This is a genomic window from Vibrio sp. AH4, assembly GCF_030710545.1.
Lineage (GTDB): Bacteria > Pseudomonadota > Gammaproteobacteria > Enterobacterales > Vibrionaceae > Vibrio > Vibrio metoecus.
In genome coordinates this window covers 1,369,571-1,390,538 of record NZ_JALAIV010000001.1, presented here as the reverse complement: position 1 = coordinate 1,390,538, position 20,968 = coordinate 1,369,571, and the positions used below count along the sequence as shown (strand labels likewise).

21 protein-coding genes are annotated in these 20,968 nt (G+C 49.6%); 13 read left to right on the top strand and 8 right to left on the bottom strand.

The features are described 5' to 3' along the window. Positions 1 to 8: 8 nt before the first annotated feature. From MKA69_RS06620 to MKA69_RS06610, 3 genes are all read right to left on the bottom strand, one after another. Complete coding sequence (locus MKA69_RS06620; protein ID WP_000111264.1) at positions 9 to 1,172, bottom strand: phosphoglycerate kinase; 1,164 nt, start codon at positions 1,170 to 1,172, stop codon at positions 9 to 11. 148 nt (positions 1,173 to 1,320) lie between these two features. Next, positions 1,321 to 2,346 carry an erythrose-4-phosphate dehydrogenase gene (gene epd, locus MKA69_RS06615; RefSeq protein WP_305847723.1) on the bottom strand — a complete coding sequence of 342 codons (1,026 nt, stop codon included), beginning with the start codon at positions 2,344 to 2,346 and terminating at the stop codon, positions 1,321 to 1,323. A gap of 151 nt (positions 2,347 to 2,497) precedes the next feature. Next, positions 2,498 to 4,456, bottom strand: a complete 1,959-nt coding sequence (locus tag MKA69_RS06610; RefSeq protein WP_305847722.1) for a ligand-gated channel protein — start codon at positions 4,454 to 4,456, stop codon at positions 2,498 to 2,500. Positions 4,457 to 4,600: 144 nt separating this feature from the next. Between MKA69_RS06610 and MKA69_RS06605 the strand changes: the two genes are divergently transcribed. Continuing rightward, positions 4,601 to 5,497, top strand: a complete 897-nt coding sequence (locus tag MKA69_RS06605; protein WP_001153529.1) for a LysR family transcriptional regulator — start codon at positions 4,601 to 4,603, stop codon at positions 5,495 to 5,497. 71 nt (positions 5,498 to 5,568) lie between these two features. Here MKA69_RS06605 and tkt read toward each other — a convergent pair whose 3' ends face one another. Continuing rightward, entirely contained in the window at positions 5,569 to 7,566 is a 1,998-nt protein-coding gene (gene tkt / locus MKA69_RS06600; protein WP_305847721.1) for a transketolase, read from the bottom strand. 329 nt (positions 7,567 to 7,895) lie between these two features. Here tkt and metK point away from each other — a divergent pair, with 329 nt between their 5' ends. The 7 genes from metK to ruvX all read left to right on the top strand — a co-directional run bounded on the left by metK (position 7,896) and on the right by ruvX (position 13,417). After that, on the top strand, positions 7,896 to 9,053 hold the full coding sequence (gene metK, locus MKA69_RS06595; RefSeq protein ID WP_000985187.1) for a methionine adenosyltransferase: 1,158 nt from the start codon (positions 7,896 to 7,898) through the stop codon (positions 9,051 to 9,053). Between the two features lie 110 nt (positions 9,054 to 9,163). After that, a complete protein-coding gene (locus MKA69_RS06590) occupies positions 9,164 to 9,652 on the top strand; it encodes a SprT family zinc-dependent metalloprotease (RefSeq protein ID WP_305847720.1) in 489 nt (162 codons plus the stop codon). 127 nt (positions 9,653 to 9,779) lie between these two features. Continuing rightward, positions 9,780 to 10,475 (top strand): extracellular deoxyribonuclease Dns, encoded by a 696-nt coding sequence (gene xds / locus MKA69_RS06585; RefSeq protein ID WP_305847719.1) that lies wholly within the window; start codon positions 9,780 to 9,782, stop codon positions 10,473 to 10,475. 138 nt (positions 10,476 to 10,613) lie between these two features. After that, positions 10,614 to 11,345, top strand: a complete 732-nt coding sequence (rsmE, locus tag MKA69_RS06580; RefSeq protein ID WP_305847718.1) for a 16S rRNA (uracil(1498)-N(3))-methyltransferase — start codon at positions 10,614 to 10,616, stop codon at positions 11,343 to 11,345. A gap of 13 nt (positions 11,346 to 11,358) precedes the next feature. Further along, positions 11,359 to 12,315 carry a glutathione synthase gene (gene gshB, locus MKA69_RS06575; RefSeq protein ID WP_000593310.1) on the top strand — a complete coding sequence of 319 codons (957 nt, stop codon included), beginning with the start codon at positions 11,359 to 11,361 and terminating at the stop codon, positions 12,313 to 12,315. Positions 12,316 to 12,350: 35 nt separating this feature from the next. After that, entirely contained in the window at positions 12,351 to 12,914 is a 564-nt protein-coding gene (locus MKA69_RS06570; RefSeq protein WP_305847717.1) for a YqgE/AlgH family protein, read from the top strand. Between the two features lie 80 nt (positions 12,915 to 12,994). Continuing rightward, the gene (gene ruvX / locus MKA69_RS06565; protein WP_000091869.1) at positions 12,995 to 13,417 is read left to right on the top strand and encodes a Holliday junction resolvase RuvX; all 423 of its coding nucleotides are present in this window, start codon (positions 12,995 to 12,997) and stop codon (positions 13,415 to 13,417) included. A 38-nt stretch (positions 13,418 to 13,455) separates the two neighbouring features. On the opposite strand, the gene tyrS is transcribed toward ruvX, so the two are convergent. From tyrS to MKA69_RS06545, 4 genes are all read right to left on the bottom strand, one after another. Beyond that, entirely contained in the window at positions 13,456 to 14,736 is a 1,281-nt protein-coding gene (gene tyrS, locus MKA69_RS06560) for a tyrosine--tRNA ligase (protein WP_305847716.1), read from the bottom strand. A gap of 108 nt (positions 14,737 to 14,844) precedes the next feature. Beyond that, on the bottom strand, positions 14,845 to 15,642 hold the full coding sequence (locus MKA69_RS06555) for a helix-turn-helix transcriptional regulator (RefSeq protein WP_057567699.1): 798 nt from the start codon (positions 15,640 to 15,642) through the stop codon (positions 14,845 to 14,847). 117 nt (positions 15,643 to 15,759) lie between these two features. Next, positions 15,760 to 16,866 carry a PilT/PilU family type 4a pilus ATPase gene (locus tag MKA69_RS06550; protein WP_305847715.1) on the bottom strand — a complete coding sequence of 369 codons (1,107 nt, stop codon included), beginning with the start codon at positions 16,864 to 16,866 and terminating at the stop codon, positions 15,760 to 15,762. Positions 16,867 to 16,880: 14 nt separating this feature from the next. Then, complete coding sequence (locus MKA69_RS06545; RefSeq protein ID WP_000350195.1) at positions 16,881 to 17,918, bottom strand: type IV pilus twitching motility protein PilT; 1,038 nt, start codon at positions 17,916 to 17,918, stop codon at positions 16,881 to 16,883. Between the two features lie 25 nt (positions 17,919 to 17,943). Here MKA69_RS06545 and MKA69_RS06540 point away from each other — a divergent pair, with 25 nt between their 5' ends. The 5 genes from MKA69_RS06540 to MKA69_RS06520 are packed head-to-tail and all read left to right on the top strand — an operon-like array spanning position 17,944 to position 20,904. Next, the gene (locus MKA69_RS06540) at positions 17,944 to 18,654 is read left to right on the top strand and encodes a YggS family pyridoxal phosphate-dependent enzyme (RefSeq protein ID WP_001256647.1); all 711 of its coding nucleotides are present in this window, start codon (positions 17,944 to 17,946) and stop codon (positions 18,652 to 18,654) included. A 52-nt stretch (positions 18,655 to 18,706) separates the two neighbouring features. After that, entirely contained in the window at positions 18,707 to 19,525 is an 819-nt protein-coding gene (gene proC / locus MKA69_RS06535) for a pyrroline-5-carboxylate reductase (protein ID WP_305847714.1), read from the top strand. A 54-nt stretch (positions 19,526 to 19,579) separates the two neighbouring features. Then, positions 19,580 to 20,137: a YggT family protein gene (locus MKA69_RS06530; RefSeq protein WP_009356065.1), complete on the top strand. Its 558-nt coding sequence runs from the start codon at positions 19,580 to 19,582 to the stop codon at positions 20,135 to 20,137. Beyond that, positions 20,137 to 20,427, top strand: a complete 291-nt coding sequence (gene yggU, locus MKA69_RS06525) for a DUF167 family protein YggU (RefSeq protein WP_305847713.1) — start codon at positions 20,137 to 20,139, stop codon at positions 20,425 to 20,427. The genes MKA69_RS06530 and yggU overlap by 1 nt, the downstream gene beginning before the upstream one ends. A 45-nt stretch (positions 20,428 to 20,472) precedes the next feature. Continuing rightward, on the top strand, positions 20,473 to 20,904 hold the full coding sequence (locus MKA69_RS06520) for a DUF4426 domain-containing protein (RefSeq protein WP_001233671.1): 432 nt from the start codon (positions 20,473 to 20,475) through the stop codon (positions 20,902 to 20,904). Positions 20,905 to 20,968: the final 64 nt, after the last annotated feature.

The following is a 20,968-nucleotide window of genomic DNA, read 5'->3' as shown; positions in this document are numbered from 1 at the left end:
TTTGATCATTACGCTTTAGCGCGCGCTTCCAGCATTTCAACTGCAGGCAGTTTTTTACCTTCAACGAACTCAAGGAATGCACCGCCGCCTGTTGAGATGTAAGAAACATCGGCTTTGATGCCAAACTTGTCGATCGCCGCTAGCGTGTCACCGCCACCCGCAACAGAGAAGCCTTCAGATTTCGCGATCGCTTCTGCGATACCACGAGTACCCGCTTCAAAGTTCTTGAATTCGAATACGCCTACTGGGCCATTCCACAGGATAGTTTTCGCGTTTTTCAGGATCTCAGCCAGTTCAGCCGTTGAATTTGGACCCAAGTCGAAAATCATGTCGTCGTCTTGAACTTCAGAAACGTGTTTGATTTCTGCTTCTGCGTTCTCATCGAATGCTTTGGCACACGCTACGTCAGTTGCAACAGGAATTGCACACTCTTCCATCAGTTTCTTCGCTGTTTCAACAAGGTCAGCTTCGTACAGAGACTTACCTACGTTGTGACCCGCTGCCGCGATGAAAGTGTTCGCGATACCACCACCAACAACCAGTTGGTCAGCAATTTTTGACAGTGACTCAAGTACAGTCAGTTTAGTAGAAACTTTTGAACCACCAACGATAGCCACCATTGGACGAGCTGGTTTGTCCATTGCTTTGCCTAGCGCTTCAAGTTCGTCAGCCAGTAGAGGACCTGCACAAGCGATAGGAGCAAACATACCAACGCCGTGAGTAGAAGCTTGAGCACGGTGCGCAGTACCAAACGCATCCATCACGAATACGTCACACAGTGCTGCGTATTTCTTAGACAGTGCTTCTTCGTTTTTCTTTTCGCCTTTGTTGAAGCGAACGTTTTCCAGAACAACCAGTTCACCTGCGTTCAGTTCAACACCATCGATGTAGTCTTTAACTAGGCGAACTTCGCAGTCTAGTGCGTCGTTCAGGTAGTTAACCACTGGTAGTAGAGAGAACTCTTCAGCATACTCACCTTCAGTTGGGCGACCCAAGTGAGAAGTGACCATTACTTTAGCGCCCGCTTCCAAGCAGTGCTTGATTGTTGGTAGAGACGCAAGGATACGTGCATCAGAAGTCACTTTGCCGTCTTTTACTGGTACGTTCAGGTCAGCACGAATAAATACGCGTTTACCTGCAAGATCCAGGTCAATCATCTTGATTACAGACATGATTTGTCCTCTCAAACTATTTAAAGAAATGAAAATTCTGCAACTCGGCGACCCTGCCGAGTCGGTAAAATCTTAGCTGTTTACCGATATGGGGATGCGTTCTTCAGGTTTCAATATCCAAACCTGATTTGATGTGCATGCTTAGCCTTTACTGCGTGGCTTGCATTGCCAATGCGGTATCTAACATCCGGTTGGCAAAGCCCCATTCGTTATCACACCAAACGAGCATTTTTACTAACTGCCCGTTACTGACTCTCGTTTGTGTTCCATCCACAATCGCGCTGTGCGGATCGTGGTTAAAATCGATGGAAACCAAAGGCGCTTCAGTATAGTCAACAATGCCACGTAATGTACACTGAGATGCGTTCACAATGGTTTGATTTACGTCATTAACTTTCACATTTGATTTAATTGTGACACTTAAATCCATCGCGGTCACATTTACTGTCGGTACACGCACCGAAATCGCTTCAAATTTGTTAGAAAATTTCGGAAATATTCTTTCTATACCTTTGTGCAGCTTGGTATCCACCGGAATGATGGACTGGCTCGCGGCACGAGTACGACGCAAGTCGGTATGGTACGCATCAATCACTTGTTGATCGTTCATTGATGAGTGAATCGTGGTAATGGTGCCTGAATCAATGCCAAATGCGTCATCCAATACCTTGATGATCGGCACAATGCAATTCGTGGTGCAGGATCCGTTAGAAACGATTTTATGCTCAGAGGTTAGGGTTTCATGATTCACACCATAAATGATGGTGTTGTCGAGATCGCTGGCGCCAGGATGGGAAAATAAAACTAACTTTGCGCCCGCATCAATGTGTTGCTGACCATCCTCTTGGCAACCATACACACCTGTACAGTCGAGGACTAAATCCACGCCTAAATCACGCCAAGGTAAGAGAGGAATTTCAGAAAGATGCAGAATGCGGATTGAGTCATACTCACCATTTTGATGGTGAACATAGATATGCTGCTGATCATGGCTGATTTTTTTGCCAAAGCGACCGTGGCTAGTATCGTACTGCAGGAGGTGTGCCATCGCATCTGGCTTGGCAAGCTCGTTCACCGCAACCACTTGAATGCGGTCACGTTTACCACTTTCATACACTGCACGTAATACGTTACGCCCAATGCGCCCAAAGCCGTTAATTGCTACCCTCAGCATCGTATCTCGCCTATCGCTCTCAGATTGGTTGGCAATAGTAACCGATACTCTACGCTTTGGCACGGCGATCCTGTGCAATAAATGATTCCACCGCCGATCGCAAAACAAGCAGAGGATTGGCGCTGCTGCCAATCCTCTGAACCTCTAACAATTAGAAGGCGATGTCTAAGCCCAACCAGTAGCGGCGACCATCTTCGACATAGCCATACTCCGCGTAATTCACCTCTTGATCAAACAGGTTGTATACCGCGGCTTTAATCGTTGCACTATCGGTGAGTGCGTAAGTCACACCGGTATCGATAAAGGTGTAGCTTGGCGCGATGAAATCATTGTTCGACGCCCCGCCTTCCGGCTGCATCTCCTTGCCACGATAATTGAGATTAGCCCAACTATTGAGGCGATCTGTGGTTTGCCAGCTCAAGTTGGCATTGAACAGATGCTTCGGTAACTGCAGCAGGGGACGGCCAGAAAATTCTCCGGTTTTCTGCTCCGAATGGGTGTAAGTGTAGCTAGATGACAACTCAACGCTTTCGGTGATCGGCAGACTTAACGTAGCTTCTGCACCATAGGTTTCCGCTTCATCGATATTGACTCGATAAGTAGGATCTGCGCCCCATTGGTTTGGACCATCAGTACAGATATTGGCAGGGCAAGCGACGCGAGTGATTTTATCTTTAAAATCATTATGGAAAGCGGTCAACGATGCCGCCAGACCTGAACCAGCGCTGTACACCAAGCTCAACTCTTTATTAACCGATGTTTCAGGCTTGAGATTAGGGTTGCCGTAAATATTACCGCCGCCACTGACTTGTCCCCAATCCGGCGTTACTTCACGTAACTGCGGTGCACGGAAGCCAGTAGAAACGCCGCCTTTTACTGTCCACGCTGGATCGAGATTCCATACTCCATACACACGTGGGCTGAAGTGGCTGCCGTAGTTTTTATCATGATCCAGACGACCACCAAAGGTCAGGCGGAACTGTTCAGCAAGCGCCCATTCATCTTCAATGAATCCCGCCCACTGACTGTTTGAAATATGCGTACGAGACGAAATTTTGTTGGAAGTGCTATCCTCTAAACTTTCGTATTTTCCCTCTAAACCGAAACTCAGCATATGTTCGCCGATCGGTGCCACTAACGTGGATTTGAATACCGTATTATCAATGCTCATTTCACGAGACTGATTGGTGTTTTCTTCGTATTGCAGATAGGTATCGGACTGCCCAACATCCTGCCAATCCCCTTGGTGAGAAACGGCAATATGGTTGCGGCGGTACTGGTTATCGGTATTGCTGCATGTACCTCGGCATCCGCTGGATTGCGCCGACTTGCCCACGTTATTTTCGCGATCTTGCGCTGATACACCGGCTTCCAGTTGCAGTTGATGATCTGGATTAAGCTGGTAGTTGAGCTTTGAGGTTAAGCTGCGCAGTGATTTATCGCCGTAACCATGCTCAATTTCGTCTTCATCGCGTTGCGTGGTTTGTCCGTAGACTTGCAGCGATAGAGCTTCACTTAAAGGTCCCGTTACGAAGAAATTAGCGCTTTGTTCATCGCCTGAGGCGCGATTTTCTTGTACCACGGTCGATAGCTGCACATTGCCTGACCACTGCTGCTGATCTTTACGAGTGATGATGTTGATCACGCCGCCAATCGCATCCGAGCCGTACAGCGTAGACATCGGGCCACGGATCACTTCAATGCGCTCAATCGCTTGCAGTGGCGGTAACCAACCTTGCTCAATGCCCGGGCCGTCGCTGTTTGGACGGGTCTGGCGTGAGGTTTGGCGCTTACCATCCACCAAGATAAGGGTATAGTTTGAACCCATACCACGAATGCTGATGTCGGTAGTATCGCCACCTCCGGTGACTGTCACACCCGGTACGCTTTTTAGCGCATCGGTCACATCACGGTAATAGCGAGATTCCAGATCTTCTCTTGAAATCACACTGATACTGGCTGGCGCATTTTGAATCACTTGCGCGTATCCCGCCGCAGTGACCACCATGGTTTCATCCGTTTTCGTCGCGTCTTGAGCAAAAGCGCTAGCCGAAAACATTAAGCCTAGTGTCACAGATAAACTGACGGGGGATGGATTGAATCTGGACATTTACCACTCCTTTAAATGATAATTATTCTTAATTTCAGAAGCGGATTATTCATATATTCTGTACTGGAGATAGATCGACACATGGAATAGTTCGGTCCAAATATGGAACGTCTGTGGTAATTATTCTTTAAGGGTCAAATACCTATGCAAGATCTCAGCGCCGTAAAAGCTTTCCATGCGCTTTGCCAACATAAGAGCCTGACTGCCGCTGCCAAAGCGCTTGAACAGCCTAAATCCACCCTGAGTCGCCGTTTGGCGCAACTTGAAGAGGACTTGGGACAAAGCTTGTTGATGCGTCAAGGCAACCGCTTAACACTCACCAAAGCAGGAGAAGTGTTTGCGGTTTACTCGGAGCAGCTACTTGAACTGGCCAATAAAAGTCAGGAAGCGTTGCAAGAATTGAACAATCAAGTGACTGGCGAACTCACGCTGGTGGTACACCCCAATTTGATCCGCGGCTGGCTCAGCCAAGTACTGGATGAGTTTATGCAGCAGCATTCGACATTGAAGATCCGTCTACTCAGCCAGTTTCAACACAGTGATGAGGTGTTTGAGCCCGATTTGATCATTTGGATTGAACACGCTGCCCCCATGGGTTATCGCAAAGAGCGCTTAGGCTATTGGCGCTATGCCGCTTACGCCTCTCCAAAATATTTGGCCCATCGAGATAAACCGACCCATCCTCGTGAGCTGATCCATCACCCATGGATTGATTTTATTGCTTGTCGGCGCGCGGAGCTTGAACTACACCATCCAGAGTTCGGCAGTTATTCACTGCCAGCACTAGAGAGTCGTTTACAAAGCGATAATCTTGCGATGCAAGCCGATGCGATTGCTAAAGGTCGTGGTATTGGTTTGCTCCCCACTTGGTTTGCCAATGGTTTTGAAACGGCGCATCCGGGCAGCCTAATTCCTTGCGTCAACGGATGGCAATCACAGCCAACAGAAATCAACTGCTTCTATCCGCTCGGTCGTCATCCACTTCGGCTGCGCCTATTTATTGATGCGCTCCGTCAAGCAAGGCCTGATGAGTGGCAATAAAAAATCCCGCTGCAGCGGGATTTTTTATCATCGATTTTTCTTTGCGTAACAAAGAAATGAATCGCTTTTAATTACGCCAGCAGTTCTTTGGCTTGTTTCACTACGTTTTCAGTCGTGAAACCAAACAGTTTGAACAGCTCACCCGCTGGTGCTGATTCACCGAAGCTAGTCATACCGATGATGCGACCACCAAAGCCAACGTACTTGTACCAGAAGTCGGCAATGCCCGCTTCAATCGCGATACGCTTGGTGACTGCAGATGGCAGAACGGCTTCGCGGTAAGCGGCATCTTGCTTATCAAACGCGTCGGTGGATGGCATAGAGACCACGCGAACGGCTTTGCCTTCGGCGCTCAGTTGCTCGTAAGCGGCAACCGCCAGTTCAACTTCAGAGCCGGTCGCAATCAGGATCAGTTCAGGTTGGCCTGCACAATCTTTCAGGATGTAACCGCCTTTGGCGATGTTCGCGACTTGCTCAGCACTGCGTGGTTGCTGCGCGAGGTTTTGACGTGAGAAAATCAGCGCAGATGGCGCATCTTTACGCTCAATCGCCAGTTTCCAAGCCACTGCCGATTCCACTTGGTCACATGGACGCCATGTGCTCATGTTTGGCGTCATACGCAGAGAAGCAATTTGCTCAACCGGTTGGTGGGTTGGACCATCTTCACCCAGACCAATCGAGTCGTGCGTGTACACTTGGATGTTTTGCACTTTCATCAGTGCCGCCATACGCATCGCATTACGCGCGTATTCCATGAACATCAGGAAGGTCGCACCGTAAGGGACAAAACCGCCGTGCAGCGCGATACCGTTGATGATGGCGGTCATGCCAAACTCACGCACACCGTAGTGGATGTAGTTGCCTGAGAAGTCTTCTGCCGTCAGTGACTGAGAGCCAGACCACATGGTGAGGTTAGAAGGCGCTAGGTCAGCAGAACCGCCCATAAATTCTGGCAGCAGTTTGCCGAACGCTTCTAGCGCATTTTGTGATGCTTTACGCGATGCGATGTTGGCAGGGTTCGCTTGCAGATTGGCGATAATTTCGCTGGTGGCGGCTTCCCAATTCGCTGGCAGCTCGCCCGCTACGCGGCGTTTGTATTCAGCAGCTTCTGCTGGATAAGCTTTCGCGTAAGCGGCGAATTTCTCATCCCAAGCGGCTTCTTTGCTTGCGCCTGCTTGTTTTGCATCCCACGCTGCGTAGATGTCAGCCGGGATTTCAAACGGAGCGTATTCCCAACCCAAGAATTCACGCGCAGCTTTGATTTCATCGTTACCCAGAGGCGCGCCGTGACAGTCGTGTGAACCCGCTTTGTTTGGTGAACCGAAACCGATGATGGTTTTGGTACAAATCAGCGTTGGGCGAGAGGTTTCTGCTTTCGCCGCTTCAATCGCAGCGTTAATGGCATCGGCATCGTGACCGTCAACCGCTGGGATGACATGCCAGCCGTAGGCTTCAAAACGTTTTGGCGTGTCGTCTGAGAACCAGCCTTCAACGTGACCATCGATAGAAATACCGTTGTCATCCCAGAACGCAATCAGTTTGCCAAGGCCCAGCGTACCCGCCAGTGAACAGGCTTCGTGCGAAATACCTTCCATCAAACAGCCATCACCCATAAACACATAAGTGAAATGGTCAACGATGTCGTGACCCGGTTTGTTGAACTGCGCCGCCAGTGCTTTTTCTGCAATCGCCATACCTACGGCATTGGTGATGCCTTGGCCTAGTGGGCCCGTAGTGGTTTCGATGCCCGGTGCATAACCGTACTCTGGGTGACCCGGTGTTTTTGAGTGCAGTTGACGGAAGTTTTTCAAATCGTCAATCGACAGCTCATAGCCGCTCAGGTGCAGCAGCGAGTAAATCAGCATAGAGCCGTGGCCGTTAGACAGCACAAAACGGTCGCGGTCAGCCCAGTTTGGGTTTTGTGGGTTGTGGTTTAAGTGTGAACGCCACAGCACTTCGGCGATATCCGCCATGCCCATTGGGGCTCCCGGGTGGCCAGAGTTAGCTTTTTGAACGCCGTCCATGCTCAGGGCACGGATAGCATTGGCAAGTTGTTTGCGAGAAGACATGTCGACTCCTAAATGGGAAGTAAGCGAAATGAACAGATGCGGAAAATCAGTGGCGGCTATTGTCGCAAAGCCCCCCTGCTGCTGCAAACGATTTACTGGTGCTTTGCTCCGATTTTGTCACACTTTTTAGCACATTCTCGCTTTGTAGTGGCAAAGCTGACTTTTTTAAGCAAACGTTTGGTTATGAGCTAAACAGAAAAAGAGCTTGTAATTTGAGCGCTCGACACTAGAATAGCCGTCTAGATGTAGAAACGCCTACAAAATGTACGAAATTGATCGGTAGCGCCACTTCATGCCGTTACCGAATAACCACAAATATTGGAGCTATCATGGCGATTAAGCACCTGTTTACTTCAGAATCAGTATCAGAAGGCCATCCAGATAAAATTGCAGACCAGATCTCTGATGCAGTGTTGGACGCGATTCTTGAGCAAGATCCTAAAGCTCGCGTTGCTTGCGAAACTTACGTAAAAACTGGCATGGTGATGGTAGGTGGTGAAATCACTACTTCCGCTTGGGTTGATATCGAAGAGTTAACTCGTCAAACCGTTCGTGAAATTGGTTACGTGCACTCAGACATGGGCTTTGATGCCAACTCTTGTGCGGTACTGAACACCATCGGTAAGCAATCGCCAGACATCAACCAAGGTGTTGATAAAGCCGATCCTAAAGAGCAAGGCGCAGGCGACCAAGGCATCATGTTTGGTTATGCGACCAACGAAACTGAAGTGCTGATGCCAGCACCGATCACCTATGCACATCGTCTGATGCAACGCCAAGCAGAAGTTCGTAAAAACGGCACGCTGCCATGGTTGCGTCCTGATGCAAAATCTCAGGTGACCTTCCAGTACGACCAAGGCAAGATTGTGGGTATTGATGCCGTGGTTCTGTCTACTCAGCACTGTGACTCTATTTCAACGCCAGATCTGCGTGAAGCGGTGATGGAAGAGATCATCAAGCCAGTTCTGCCAGCAGAATGGTTGAGCAAAGAGACCAAATACTTCATCAACCCAACCGGCCGTTTCGTGATCGGTGGTCCAATGGGTGACTGTGGTCTGACCGGTCGTAAGATCATCGTTGATACCTACGGCGGCGCAGCGCGTCACGGTGGCGGTGCATTCTCTGGTAAGGATCCATCCAAGGTTGACCGTTCAGCGGCTTACGCAGCGCGTTACGTTGCGAAAAACATCGTTGCTGCTGGTATGGCTGATCGTTGTGAAATCCAACTCTCTTACGCAATCGGTGTTGCTGATCCAACGTCTATCATGGTGGAAACTTTCGGTACTGAGAAAGTGTCGCAAGAGATCATCATTGAAGCCGTTCGCCAGTTCTTCGACCTGCGTCCATACGGTCTGCAAGAGATGCTGAACCTGCTGCAACCTATCTACAAGAAAACCGCAGCTTACGGTCACTTCGGCCGTGAAGAGTTCCCTTGGGAAGCGACAGACAAAGCCGCGCTACTGCGTGACTTCGCTGGTCTAAAGTAAGCATTATTTCAAGTCATCGCTGACAAACGGCGAGGATTGCAATACAGTTCAAGGCTCTTTCTAATGAAAGGGCCTTTTTTATGACGTTGCAATAAAAGTGAGTACTCGTAATGGTTCGTTTTGATCTGCACTGCCAAGCTGAGCAGAGAGTCAAACAGTGTATCGCCACCGCCAGCGAGACTTTGCAACGCCCTTTTAAACTACCTAAGCTCAACTACCGTTTACGCGGGCGCGCCGCGGGTAAAGCCTATTTACAGCTGTGGGAAATTCGTCTTAATCCGGTGCTGTTTGCCGAAAACATCGATGACTTCCTGCAGCAAGTGATCCCACACGAAATCGCGCATCTCATTACTTATCAGCTTTATGGACGAGTACGTCCACATGGTGCCGAATGGCAACAAGTGATGAGCCAAGTCTTTAATCTTGAGCCAAAAACCACTCACACGTTTTCTGTCGCTTCAGTACAGGGCAAAACCTTCCATTACCGCTGTGCGTGCCGCGAATATCCACTCACCATTCGTCGCCACAATAAAGTGCTGCGCGGTGAAGCCACGTATCGCTGCCAAAGCTGCCAACAAAACTTGATCTACCAAGCCTAACCGAAAACTCGCTGAGGCCACTTCTATAGGCATTGCCTTGCCCTCGCTAAAAACTAACAAAAGCATCAACGACAAATGTAATTTATGAGTGTTAGACTGATAAAAAACCTACTTATCTACGTCTATCATGCTGATTATCCGTTTAATAACCGCTTTTATGGCGAGCTTGCCTCTCCTCACCTTTGCCGCCCCTATGTCTTTTAGTCATGCCAAAAATGAAGCGGTGAAGATTTATCGTGATCATCCGGTCTCTTTTTACTGTGGCTGCGACATTCGCTGGCAAGGCAAAAAAGGCATCCCGGATTTGGAGAGTTGCGGCTATCAAGTACGTAAAAATGAGAATCGTGCTTCGCGTATTGAATGGGAACATGTAGTCCCAGCTTGGCAATTTGGTCATCAGCTACAATGCTGGCAACAAGGTGGCCGCAAAAACTGCACCCGTACTAGCCCTGAGTTCAATCAGATGGAAGCGGATCTGCACAACCTCACTCCGGCGATTGGCGAAGTGAATGGCGATCGCTCCAACTTCAGTTTCAGTCAGTGGAATGGTGTCGATGGCGTCACCTACGGCCAGTGCGAAATGCAAGTGAACTTCAAAGAGCGTAAAGCCATGCCTCCTGAACGAGCGCGCGGGGCGATTGCGCGCACTTATCTGTACATGAGTGAGCAGTACGGTTTGCGACTTTCCAAAGCGCAAAACCAATTAATGCAGGCATGGAACAATCAGTATCCGGTCAGCGAATGGGAATGTGTGCGTGACCAACGGATTGAAAAAGTGCAAGGCAACTCGAACCGCTTTGTGCGTGAACAATGCCCGAACTGATTGGTAGAATCTCACCCTGCCCCCTTGTATTTTGCCCCACTTGCATCCATGTTAGAGGCCAGATATCCCTCTTCCTGCTGAAGTCGCCGCTTTAAGTTGGAAGACGGTAACCTCTTTTAATGATTAGGAATTATCCGCATGCGCATCCCACGAATTTATCATCCAGAACCGATCCACCAGCTTGGCACCGTAGCCCTGAGTGAAGATGCCGCTGGGCATATCGGTCGCGTATTGCGTATGCAAGCTGGACAAGAAGTGCTGCTGTTCGATGGCTTTGGGGCTGAATTTCCAGCCGTGATCAGTGAAGTCGGCAAAAAACAGGTGTTGGTCAATATCACTGAGCGCGTGGAAAACAGTATTGAATCGCCCCTCGATCTGCATCTTGGTCAGGTGATTTCACGCGGCGATAAGATGGAGTTCACCATCCAAAAATCGGTGGAATTGGGTGTCACTACCATCACCCCTCTGCTTTCTGAGCGTTGTGGCGTGAAGCTGGATGAAAAACGCTTCGAGAAGAAGATTCAGCAGTGGCAGAAAATTGCGATCAGTGCCTGTGAACAGTGTGGCCGTAATACCGTGCCGGAAATCCGCCCAATTATGGATCTCGAAGCTTGGTGTGCAGAGCCAACCGAGGCACTGAAACTCAATTTGCACCCACGCGCTAAATACTCGGTCAACACCTTACCCACCCCAGTGAGCAAAGTTCGTTTGCTGATTGGTCCTGAAGGCGGCTTGTCAGCGGAAGAAATTGATATGACTCGCCGTTACCAGTTTGAAGAAACCTTGTTAGGCCCACGCGTACTGCGCACAGAAACGGCGGCGCTCACGGCGATAACTGCACTACAAGTTCGTTTCGGCGATCTTGGCTAAATGGAGATAAACCATGATTAAACTCGGTATTGTGATGGACCCCATCGCTTCCATTAACATCAAAAAAGATTCCAGCTTTGCCATGATGCTTGAAGCGCAGCGTCGCGGTTATGAAATCCATTATATGGAAATGAATGACCTACACTTAGAGCAAGGTGTGGCACTGGCCGATACCAAGGTCGTCGAGCTGAAAGAAGATCCAAACGGTTGGTATCAATTCAAATCCGAGCAAACCATCGCCCTTTCTGAATTGGATGCGATTTTAATGCGTAAGGATCCGCCGTTCGACACCGAATACATCTACGCAACCTACATTTTGGAGCGCGCGGAAGATGAAGGCGTATTGGTAGTGAACAAACCACAAAGCCTACGCGATTGTAATGAAAAACTGTTCACCGCTTGGTTCCCAGAGCTGACGCCGATCACCATGGTGACGCGTAAAGCCGAGAAGATTAAAGCCTTCCGTGAACAGCACGGGGACGTGATCCTAAAACCCCTCGACGGTATGGGCGGCGCTTCGATTTTCCGTGTTAAAGAGGGCGATCCTAACCTCTCAGTGATCATCGAAACCTTAACCAATCACGGACAGAATTACTGCATGGCGCAGACCTTTGTGCCAGATATCAGCAATGGCGACAAACGCATTTTGGTGGTCGATGGTGAACCTATGCCTTACTGCTTGGCGCGTATTCCAGCCAAAGGGGAAACCCGCGGTAACTTGGCGGCCGGCGGTCGTGGTGAGCCACGCCCACTGAGTGAAACCGATAAGAAAATTGCCCTAGCGGTCGCACCGACTCTCAAAGAGAAAGGGCTGCTGTTTGTAGGCTTAGATGTCATTGGCGATAAACTGACCGAAATTAACGTCACCAGCCCAACCTGCATTCGAGAGATTGAAGCTGCGTACGATATTTCAATCACAGGCAAGTTGATGGATGCCATTGAGCGTCGCTTAAAAGCGACGGCGATGTGAGCAACCATAGCAGTGACATAGAGGTTGGACACAGTATGAATCTTACCAATCATTTTCTGGTTGCCATGCCGAGCATGAAGGATCCTTACTTCAAGCGCAGCGTGATTTATATTTGCGAGCACAACCAAGACGGCGCGATGGGTTTAATGATCAATGCGCCGATCGACATTACGGTCGGCGGCATGCTCAAGCAGGTCGATATCGAGCCGGCTTACCCACAGTCACACCAAGAGAGTCTGAAAAAGCCAGTGTTCAATGGGGGGCCGGTGTCGGAAGATCGCGGGTTTATTCTGCATCGTCCGCGCGATCACTACGAATCGAGCATGAACATGACTGATGACATCGCCGTCACAACCTCGAAGGATATTCTCACTGTACTCGGTACCGAGGCGGAACCTGAAGGCTACATTGTCGCGCTTGGCTATTCTGGTTGGTCTGCTGGCCAGTTAGAGGTGGAACTCACCGAAAACTCGTGGCTAACCATAGAAGCAGATCCTGAGCTGATTTTTAATACGCCCGTGCATGAGAAATGGCAAAAGGCTATTCAAAAACTCGGCATCTCTCCTGCGCAGCTTTCCAGCGAGGCCGGACACGCCTAACCATATCCAAGGCTGCGATCACGCAGCCTCATTTTTACTGTCATTTTTTATTGAACATTTTTTATTAAAAGAGAAATCGCATGTCACGTACCGTTATGGCCTTTGATTACGGCACCAAAAGCATTGGCAGTGCAATCGGTCAAGAGATCACGGGCACGGCGTCTCCGCTGAAAGCGTTTAAAGCCAATGATGGCATCCCCAATTGGGATGAAATTGAAAAGCAGATCAAAGAGTGGCAACCCAATTTATTGATTGTTGGCCTGCCTACCGATCTGCACGGCAAAGATCTGGACACCATCACCCCACGCGCGAAGAAGTTCGCTCAGCGTTTGCATGGCCGTTTTGGTTTGCCCGTGGAACTGCATGATGAGCGCCTTTCCACCACCGAAGCGCGCGCAGAACTGTTCGCCATGGGCGGTTACAAAGCACTGAGCAAAGGCAATGTGGACTGCCAATCGGCGGTGATCATTCTGGAAAGTTGGTTTGAAAGTCAGTGGGGCTAACCCCACTGCTTTTTCTTGGCCAAGTGTAATCGCTGTAATTACTCAGCCAAACCTTCCAATTTGATCAAAGCAAACTGCTTCTTACCACGTTGCAACACGTAGTAGCGATCAAACAGAGCAAAGCCTGATAACACGCCCTCTTGCTGTACTCGCTCACCATTGACACGGATCGCACCATTCTCCAACCACTCGCGCGCTTGGCGCTTGGAACTGGTTAAGCCTGAGGTAAGCAGCAAATCGAGTAAGGAATCGGTGCGCGATGCCGCCACACAAGGCAAACCATCCAACTCTAACTGAGCCAACTCACTTAAGCTGAGATAGCTGACATCGCCGCTAAACAGCGCTTGAGTAATCCGCTGCGCCGCAGCGAGTCCCTCTTCACCATGCACAAAACGGGTCACGTGTTCGGCCAAAATCTGCTGCGCTTGTGGCTTGCCTGCGCGTAACGTATCGGCTTGACGGATTTCCTCAATCTCAGCGGTACTCAAAAAGGTGTAATACGCCAAGAAACGGTACACATCCGCATCATCACTGTTTAACCAAAACTGGTAGAAACGATACGGCGAGGTTTTGCTGCTCTCAAGCCACACGGCACCACTTTCGGTTTTGCCAAATTTAGTGCCATCGGATTTGGTTATGAGCGGCAGAGTTAAACCACACACTTCAGCCCCATTCAGGCGACGGGTCAAATCAATTCCGCTGACAATATTGCCCCACTGATCATTACCACCGATTTGCAGTGTGCAGCCAAACTCACGATTGAGATGCGCAAAGTCATAGGATTGCAGCAAAGAGTAACTGAACTCAGTAAAAGAGATGCCTTGATCCGGACGCGCCAAACGCTGCTTTACCGATTCACGATTGATCATAGTATTGACTGAAAAGTGCTTGCCCACATCGCGGAAAAAATCGATCAGATTGATCTTGCCGATCCAATCAGCATTATTGACGGTCATCAGCGATGCGCAGTTTTCGCTCTGCGAGGCCATCAATTGCGTGATTTGCTGGCTTAAATCACTCACCCACTGCTGCACGGTTTGCGCACTATTGAGCACCCGCTCGTTAGCTTTAAAGCTTGGATCACCAATCATGCCTGTGGCACCACCGATAAGCGCAATCGCTTGGTGTCCGGCGTTTTGAAAACGCTTAAGCATCAGCAGTGGCACCAAATGACCGATGTGCAAACTGCCTGCAGTGGGGTCAAAACCGCAATACAGCACTTGCGGTGTAGCAAAGCGCTCAACCAGCGCCTCCAGAGGTGTGCTTTGCGCGATCAAACCGCGCTGCTGTAAATCATCAAAAAGTTGCTGTGAATTCATTCTACCTCCCAAAAGTCTTGGCAAGCAGAGTAACCAACTTTAAACCTGAGGAGCGATGTCCCTAAAGGGACAATCTTGGTAATTGATGACCGAAGGAAGAGAGACAGCCTAATCCGCGGCTGCGCCAATCAGATGATTGAGAAACAGTTGAAACAGCTCGCTTAACGAGCTGACATGCAGCTGCGCATAAATGCGTTTACGATGATTTTTGACTGTGCCGTGGCTGATGGCCAGTGCCTCGGCAATCTCTTGTGAGTCTAAACCTTGGATGAGCAGTGCAGTGATCTCCTGCTCACGCGGGCTTAAACGCTGCGCGCCAAAACTCTGGATCGCCTGTTCAACCCAAGTCCGTAACTCTTGGCTTGGCTGCGCACTTTCCGCTAACCGCAGTGGCTGCTGCTGCCAATGCTGCTGACACAAGGCTTGCAACACAGTAAACCGCTGTTGCAACGCGGCTATCTGTTCACGAGGAAAAGAGCGCGGCTTAAAGCAGCCGAGATACACCACAATCGCACGCTCGCCATCGAGATTGACCACCAAACTCACTTCATCTTGCCAACCGGTTTGCGCATAAAACTGGTGTTGATAGGCTTTTTGCTGTGGATTGAGCGGCATTAAATCGGAAAGATGAAACACCCCTGAGCGCGTGTTGTGCTGCAAAGCGCTATAGAAAGGATCATCAAGATAAGCATGAGTCAGATAACGCTGAAACAGCAGCTCACGCTGGGTCGAGAGCGAGTCATACAGATAAATCGGATGTTTGTTGGGACGATAGCCCAAGATCACCGCGCAATCAAAATCGGCAATACAGCGTAGCACTGCCACAAGATGCGACGTAAATTGCGGCGTCTTTAACGCCGCAATCGCGTCACCTAATGCGAGATATTCTTGAGTCGTGATCGGCATGCGCACTCCACCCATTCAGCCGAGAAAGTGGCAGTATGCCCAATCCAGACTCGAAGCTCTATCCCAAATTCGCTTGAGTTGCAGGGCGTAAAAGGAAAGCGCACAAAGTAACCATCGCTACTCCATATCAATCTTCACATTCTGCAAAGAGCCGCTGCCGTAGTCATCACCACGCTTGGTTTTGAGCATCAAACGCAGATCGTTGGCTGAATCGGCACTGTGCAGGGCATCTTGCTCACTGATTTTGTCATCCACCACTAGCTGGTATAAGGCTTGGTCGAAAGTCTGCATGCCAACTTCTTTAGAGCGCGCCATCGTTGCTTTAAGCTCATGCAGATCGCCGCGGCGAATCAAATCCGCGACTCGTGGACTATTGAGCAACACTTCAAACACTCCATGTCGCCCTTTGCCGTTTTTATCGCGCAACAGTTGCTGACCAATCACCCCTTTTAGGTTGAGTGACAGGTCGAGCAAGAACTGCTCACGCTGCTCTTTCGGTACTAAATGCAAAATCCGCTCTAACGCTTGGTTGGCGTTATTGGCGTGCAGCGTGGCCATACACAAATGCCCCGTTTCCGCGAAAGTCATCGCGTATTCCATGGTTTCTCGGCTGCGAATTTCACCAATCAAAATCATATCGGGGGCTTGGCGCAGCGAGTTTTTCAGCGCCACTTCATAACTTTCGGTATCGAGCCCCACTTCTCGCTGCGTCACGATACAGCGCTTATGCTCATGTACAAACTCAATCGGATCTTCGACCGTCAAAATATGCCCGGTGCGATGCTGATTACGATAGCCAGTCATGGCTGCCATAGTGGTCGATTTACCCGAACCGGTTGCGCCAACCACCAACACTAAACCGCGTTTGGCAATCGCCAAATTTTGCAGCACTTCAGGCAATTTCAGTTCTTCAAAGGTGGGAATGCGCGTTTCAATCCGGCGGATCACCGCCCCCGGCAATTCACGTTGGAAAAATGCACTGACCCGAAAACGGCCACTGTCACGCACCACAGCAAAGTTCGCTTCGCGCGTCTGCTTAAATTCTGCTTGCCTTGCGTCATCCATCATCGCATGCAATAAGGCCGTCACATCCGCCACGCTGAGCGCTTCACCTTGTGCACGCAATTCACCATCGACTCGATACAAAATCGGTGCACCCACCGTAATGTACAGATCCGATGCTTTATGAGTCAGCATGCCATCCAGATATTGATTCAACTCCATCTGTCTTTACCTACCTAAAATGCTTTTAAATCCAACTCGATTTTGCTCTGTACTTCTTGCGCATCCACCACACCACGCGCGATCAGCTGTTTGGCGTTTTGCTCCATGGTTTGCATGCCGTGTGCGGCACCGGTTTGGATGATCGAATACATCTGCGCCACTTTATCTTCACGGATCAAGTTCCGAATTGCCGGCGTCGCCAGCATGATTTCATGACACGCGACACGGCCACCCCCGACGCGTTTTAGGAGTTTTTGCGCAATAACCGCACGCAGCGATTCCGACAACATGGAACGCACCATGTCTTTGTCGCTGCCCGGAAAAACATCGATAATCCGGTCAATGGTTTTCGCCGCCGAGCTGGTGTGTAGAGTGCCAAACACCAAGTGACCGGTTTCTGCCGCGGTAAGCGCCAAGCTAATCGTTTCTTGGTCACGCAGCTCACCAACCAAAATCACATCTGGGTCTTCACGCAATGCCGAGCGCAATGCATTTTTAAAACTGTGGGTATCACGGTGCACTTCGCGTTGGTTGATCAAACACTTATTGTTGCTGTGCACAAATTCAATCGGATCTTCAATAGTCAAAATATGCTTATTGTGATGGGCATTGACATAGTTCACCATCGCCGCCAAGGTCGTCGACTTACCCGACCCCGTTGGCCCAGTCACTAAAACTAACCCTTTTTCATAATTGGCAATTTTGCTGAAGATCTCAGGAGCATCCAGTTGCTCTAACGTCGGGATAACAGTGGGAATGGTACGAAACACCGCCGAGCATCCGCGCGCTTGATGAAACGCGTTAACCCGGAAACGGCCAACATTAGGCAGTTCAAAAGAAAAATCGACTTCTAATTTCTCTTCATATTCACTGCGCTGGGCATCATTCATGATCTCAAAAATCAAGCGATGTACATCAGAATGGGTAAAAGCAGGCACGCCAAGCTTCCTAACTTCGCCATCAATCCGTACCATAGGCGGAACACCTGCGGAAAGATGTAGATCTGAGGCGTTATGTTTTACACTAAATTCCAGTAACTCAGCGATATCCATTTAAATTCCTTAATAAAGTCTGGCTATGCGTAGTATTCAACAAAACATTGAACATATCACTGCACAGATTGAGAGCGCACAACAAAAGTGTGGACGCGCTCGAAGCAGTGTGCAACTTCTCGCGGTAAGTAAAACTAAACCCGTCGAGGCAATTCTTGAGGCGACTCAAGCAGGTCAACGCTACTTTGGTGAGAATTATGTGCAGGAAGGCGTGGATAAAATCCGCTATTTTGCCGAACATCACCCGCAGTTAGCACTGGAGTGGCACTTTATCGGTCCACTACAGTCGAATAAAACGCGCTTAGTGGCAGAGCATTTTGACTGGGTTCACACCATTGATCGCGAGAAAATTGCCTTGCGCCTCAGTGAACAGCGCCCTGTGGATATGCCACCGCTGCAAGTGCTGATTCAGGTCAACACCAGCGGTGAAGCCTCAAAATCAGGCATCGAACCGCAGCAATTATTTACATTAGCTGAATTGATTTCTCGTCTGCCAAACCTCACCTTAAGAGGGCTGATGTCAATTCCTGAGAACGTGCCGGATTACCCTGCGCAACTGGCGGCATTTTCCCAATTAGCCGAATTGCAGCAACAACTGGCTCAGAAATACCCACAGATTGACACCTTATCCATGGGTATGAGTGGCGATATGCAAGCAGCGATTGAAGCAGGCAGCACCATAGTGCGTATTGGTACCGCGATTTTCGGCGAGCGCGATTACAGCCGCAACGCTTAACGTTTGGGATGCTCGTTGCAACGAGTGCCCCTTTTAGATTTGAGAGTATCGAATGGAACAGAGAAGCATCGCCTTTATTGGCGCAGGTAACATGGCACGCGCCATCATTGCGGGATTGATTGCCAGTGGTTACGCCGCCGATAAGATCATTGCAACCGCCCCTTCACTCACGCGCCGCGAGCCTCTTGAAGCGCAATACGGTATTCGCACCACCAGCGATAACCTTGCTGCGGCGCAACAAGCGGATGTGGTGGTGTTAGCGGTCAAACCGCAACTGATGGCGGAGGTATGTAAGCCACTGCAAGCGGTCGATTTCTCTGGAAAATTAGTTATCTCGATTGCCGCGGGAGTCTCAGTAAAAAGACTCAATGAAATGCTGGCAACCCAGCTCAATTTAGTGCGTGTGATGCCAAATACCCCATCACTGGTGAACCGTGGTATGAGTGGCTTGTATGCGCCAGATTCAGTGAGCGAAGCGGATAAAACCTTTACCACTCAACTGATGCAAAGCGTCGGTGAAGTGTGCTGGGTAGAAAACGAATCAGGCATCAACAGCGTGATTGCTGCCGCAGGTAGCGCTCCCGCTTATTTCTTCTTGTTTATGCAAGCCATGCAGCAAGAAGCCATGGCACAAGGCTTTGATGAAGCGACCGCGCGCTTGCTGGTACAACAATCGGCGCTCGGTGCCGCAGAAATGGTCAAAGCAAATCCAGAAACATCACTGACGACACTGCGTGAACAAGTAACATCAAAAGGCGGTACGACAGCGCAAGCGATCCAAACTTTTAATGATCACAAGCTTAGCGACATCGTCGCCAAAGCAATGCAAGCGGCCGTCGCTCGTGCGCAAGAAATGGAACAACTATTTTAATCTTAAGGCAGCTCTCATCAAGATGAGCAGCTGCCAAATCAATAAGGGCAACTTATGAATTCAATGAGCTTTCTCATCAATACCCTGTTTGACCTCTACATCATGGTGGTCATTTTGCGCATTTGGCTGCAAGCCGCGCGCGCTGATTTCTACAATCCGTTTTCTCAATTTATTGTTAAAGCCACACAGCCTGTGGTTGGCCCCCTACGCCGCGTGATCCCGTCATTGGGCAGCATGGACCTCGCCACCGTACTGTTTGCGTACGTACTCTGCGTGCTGAAATACGTGGCTTTGGTACTGATTGCCTCTGGCGGAGCCGTCACTTTCAGCGCTGACTTCCTATTCCTTGGCTTGCTCTCTCTGATCAAAGCCGCGGGAGGCTTACTGTTCTGGGTTCTCTTGATCCGCGCTATCCTAAGCTGGGTCAGCCAAGGCCGTAGCCCAATTGAGTACGTATTCAACCAACTCACTGAACCTATGCTCGCACCGATCCGCCGCATTATTCCGGTGATGGGCGGCTTTGATCTCAGCGTACTGGTGCTGTTCATTGTGCTGCAATTTGCCAACTTCCTGATGGGTGACCTAATTGGCCCAATCTGGTATCAGTTGTAATGGCAGCCGTATGGCGCGAAGGGAATGATTTACTGCTGCGGCTCTATATTCAACCAAAAGCGAGCCGCGACAGCATTGTCGGCCTGCATGGTGAGGAACTCAAAGTCGCCATCACCGCACCGCCGATTGATGGTAAAGCCAACGCACACTTGAGCAAGTTTCTCGCTAAGCAGTGCAAAGTAGCAAAAGGTTCGGTGGTGATCGAAAAGGGCGAACTGGGACGCCACAAACAAGTGCGTATCCTACAACCAAGCCAGATCCCAGCTGAAATTGCAGCACTGATTGAATAATCACACTCCCTCTCTGAGGGAGTTTTTTCACAAGGAGAATGAATTATGCGTAAATGGATGATGTCACTACTGCTCTCCCTATTGGCTTTGCCTGCTAGCGCAGAGCAGCTACAAACCATTAAAGATATTGAAGTGCACTATTCGGCATTCAACTCAACCTTTTTAACCCCTAAGGTGGCGAGCAGTTATCAGCTGACGCGCAACGGCTATACCGCAATTCTCAATATCAGCGTGTTAGATCGCGCGTCACTCGGTAAACCGGCGACCGAAGCCAAGCTGACCGGCCATGCCAAAAACCTGATTGGTAACTTGCGTGAACTGAGCTTTAAGCAAGTCAAAGAAGGCAACGCGATTTACTACTTGGCGGAAGTGCCGATCAGCAATGAAGAGATGCTGACCTTTGATATTGATGTCGATGCTGGTCTGAAAGGGGCGGGAAAACTGACCTTCAGCCAAAAGTTCTATACCGAACAGTAATTTTATAGAAGACATGGGGAATCCACGACGCAGCCGTCGGGTTTCCCCATATAAACCACAGAGA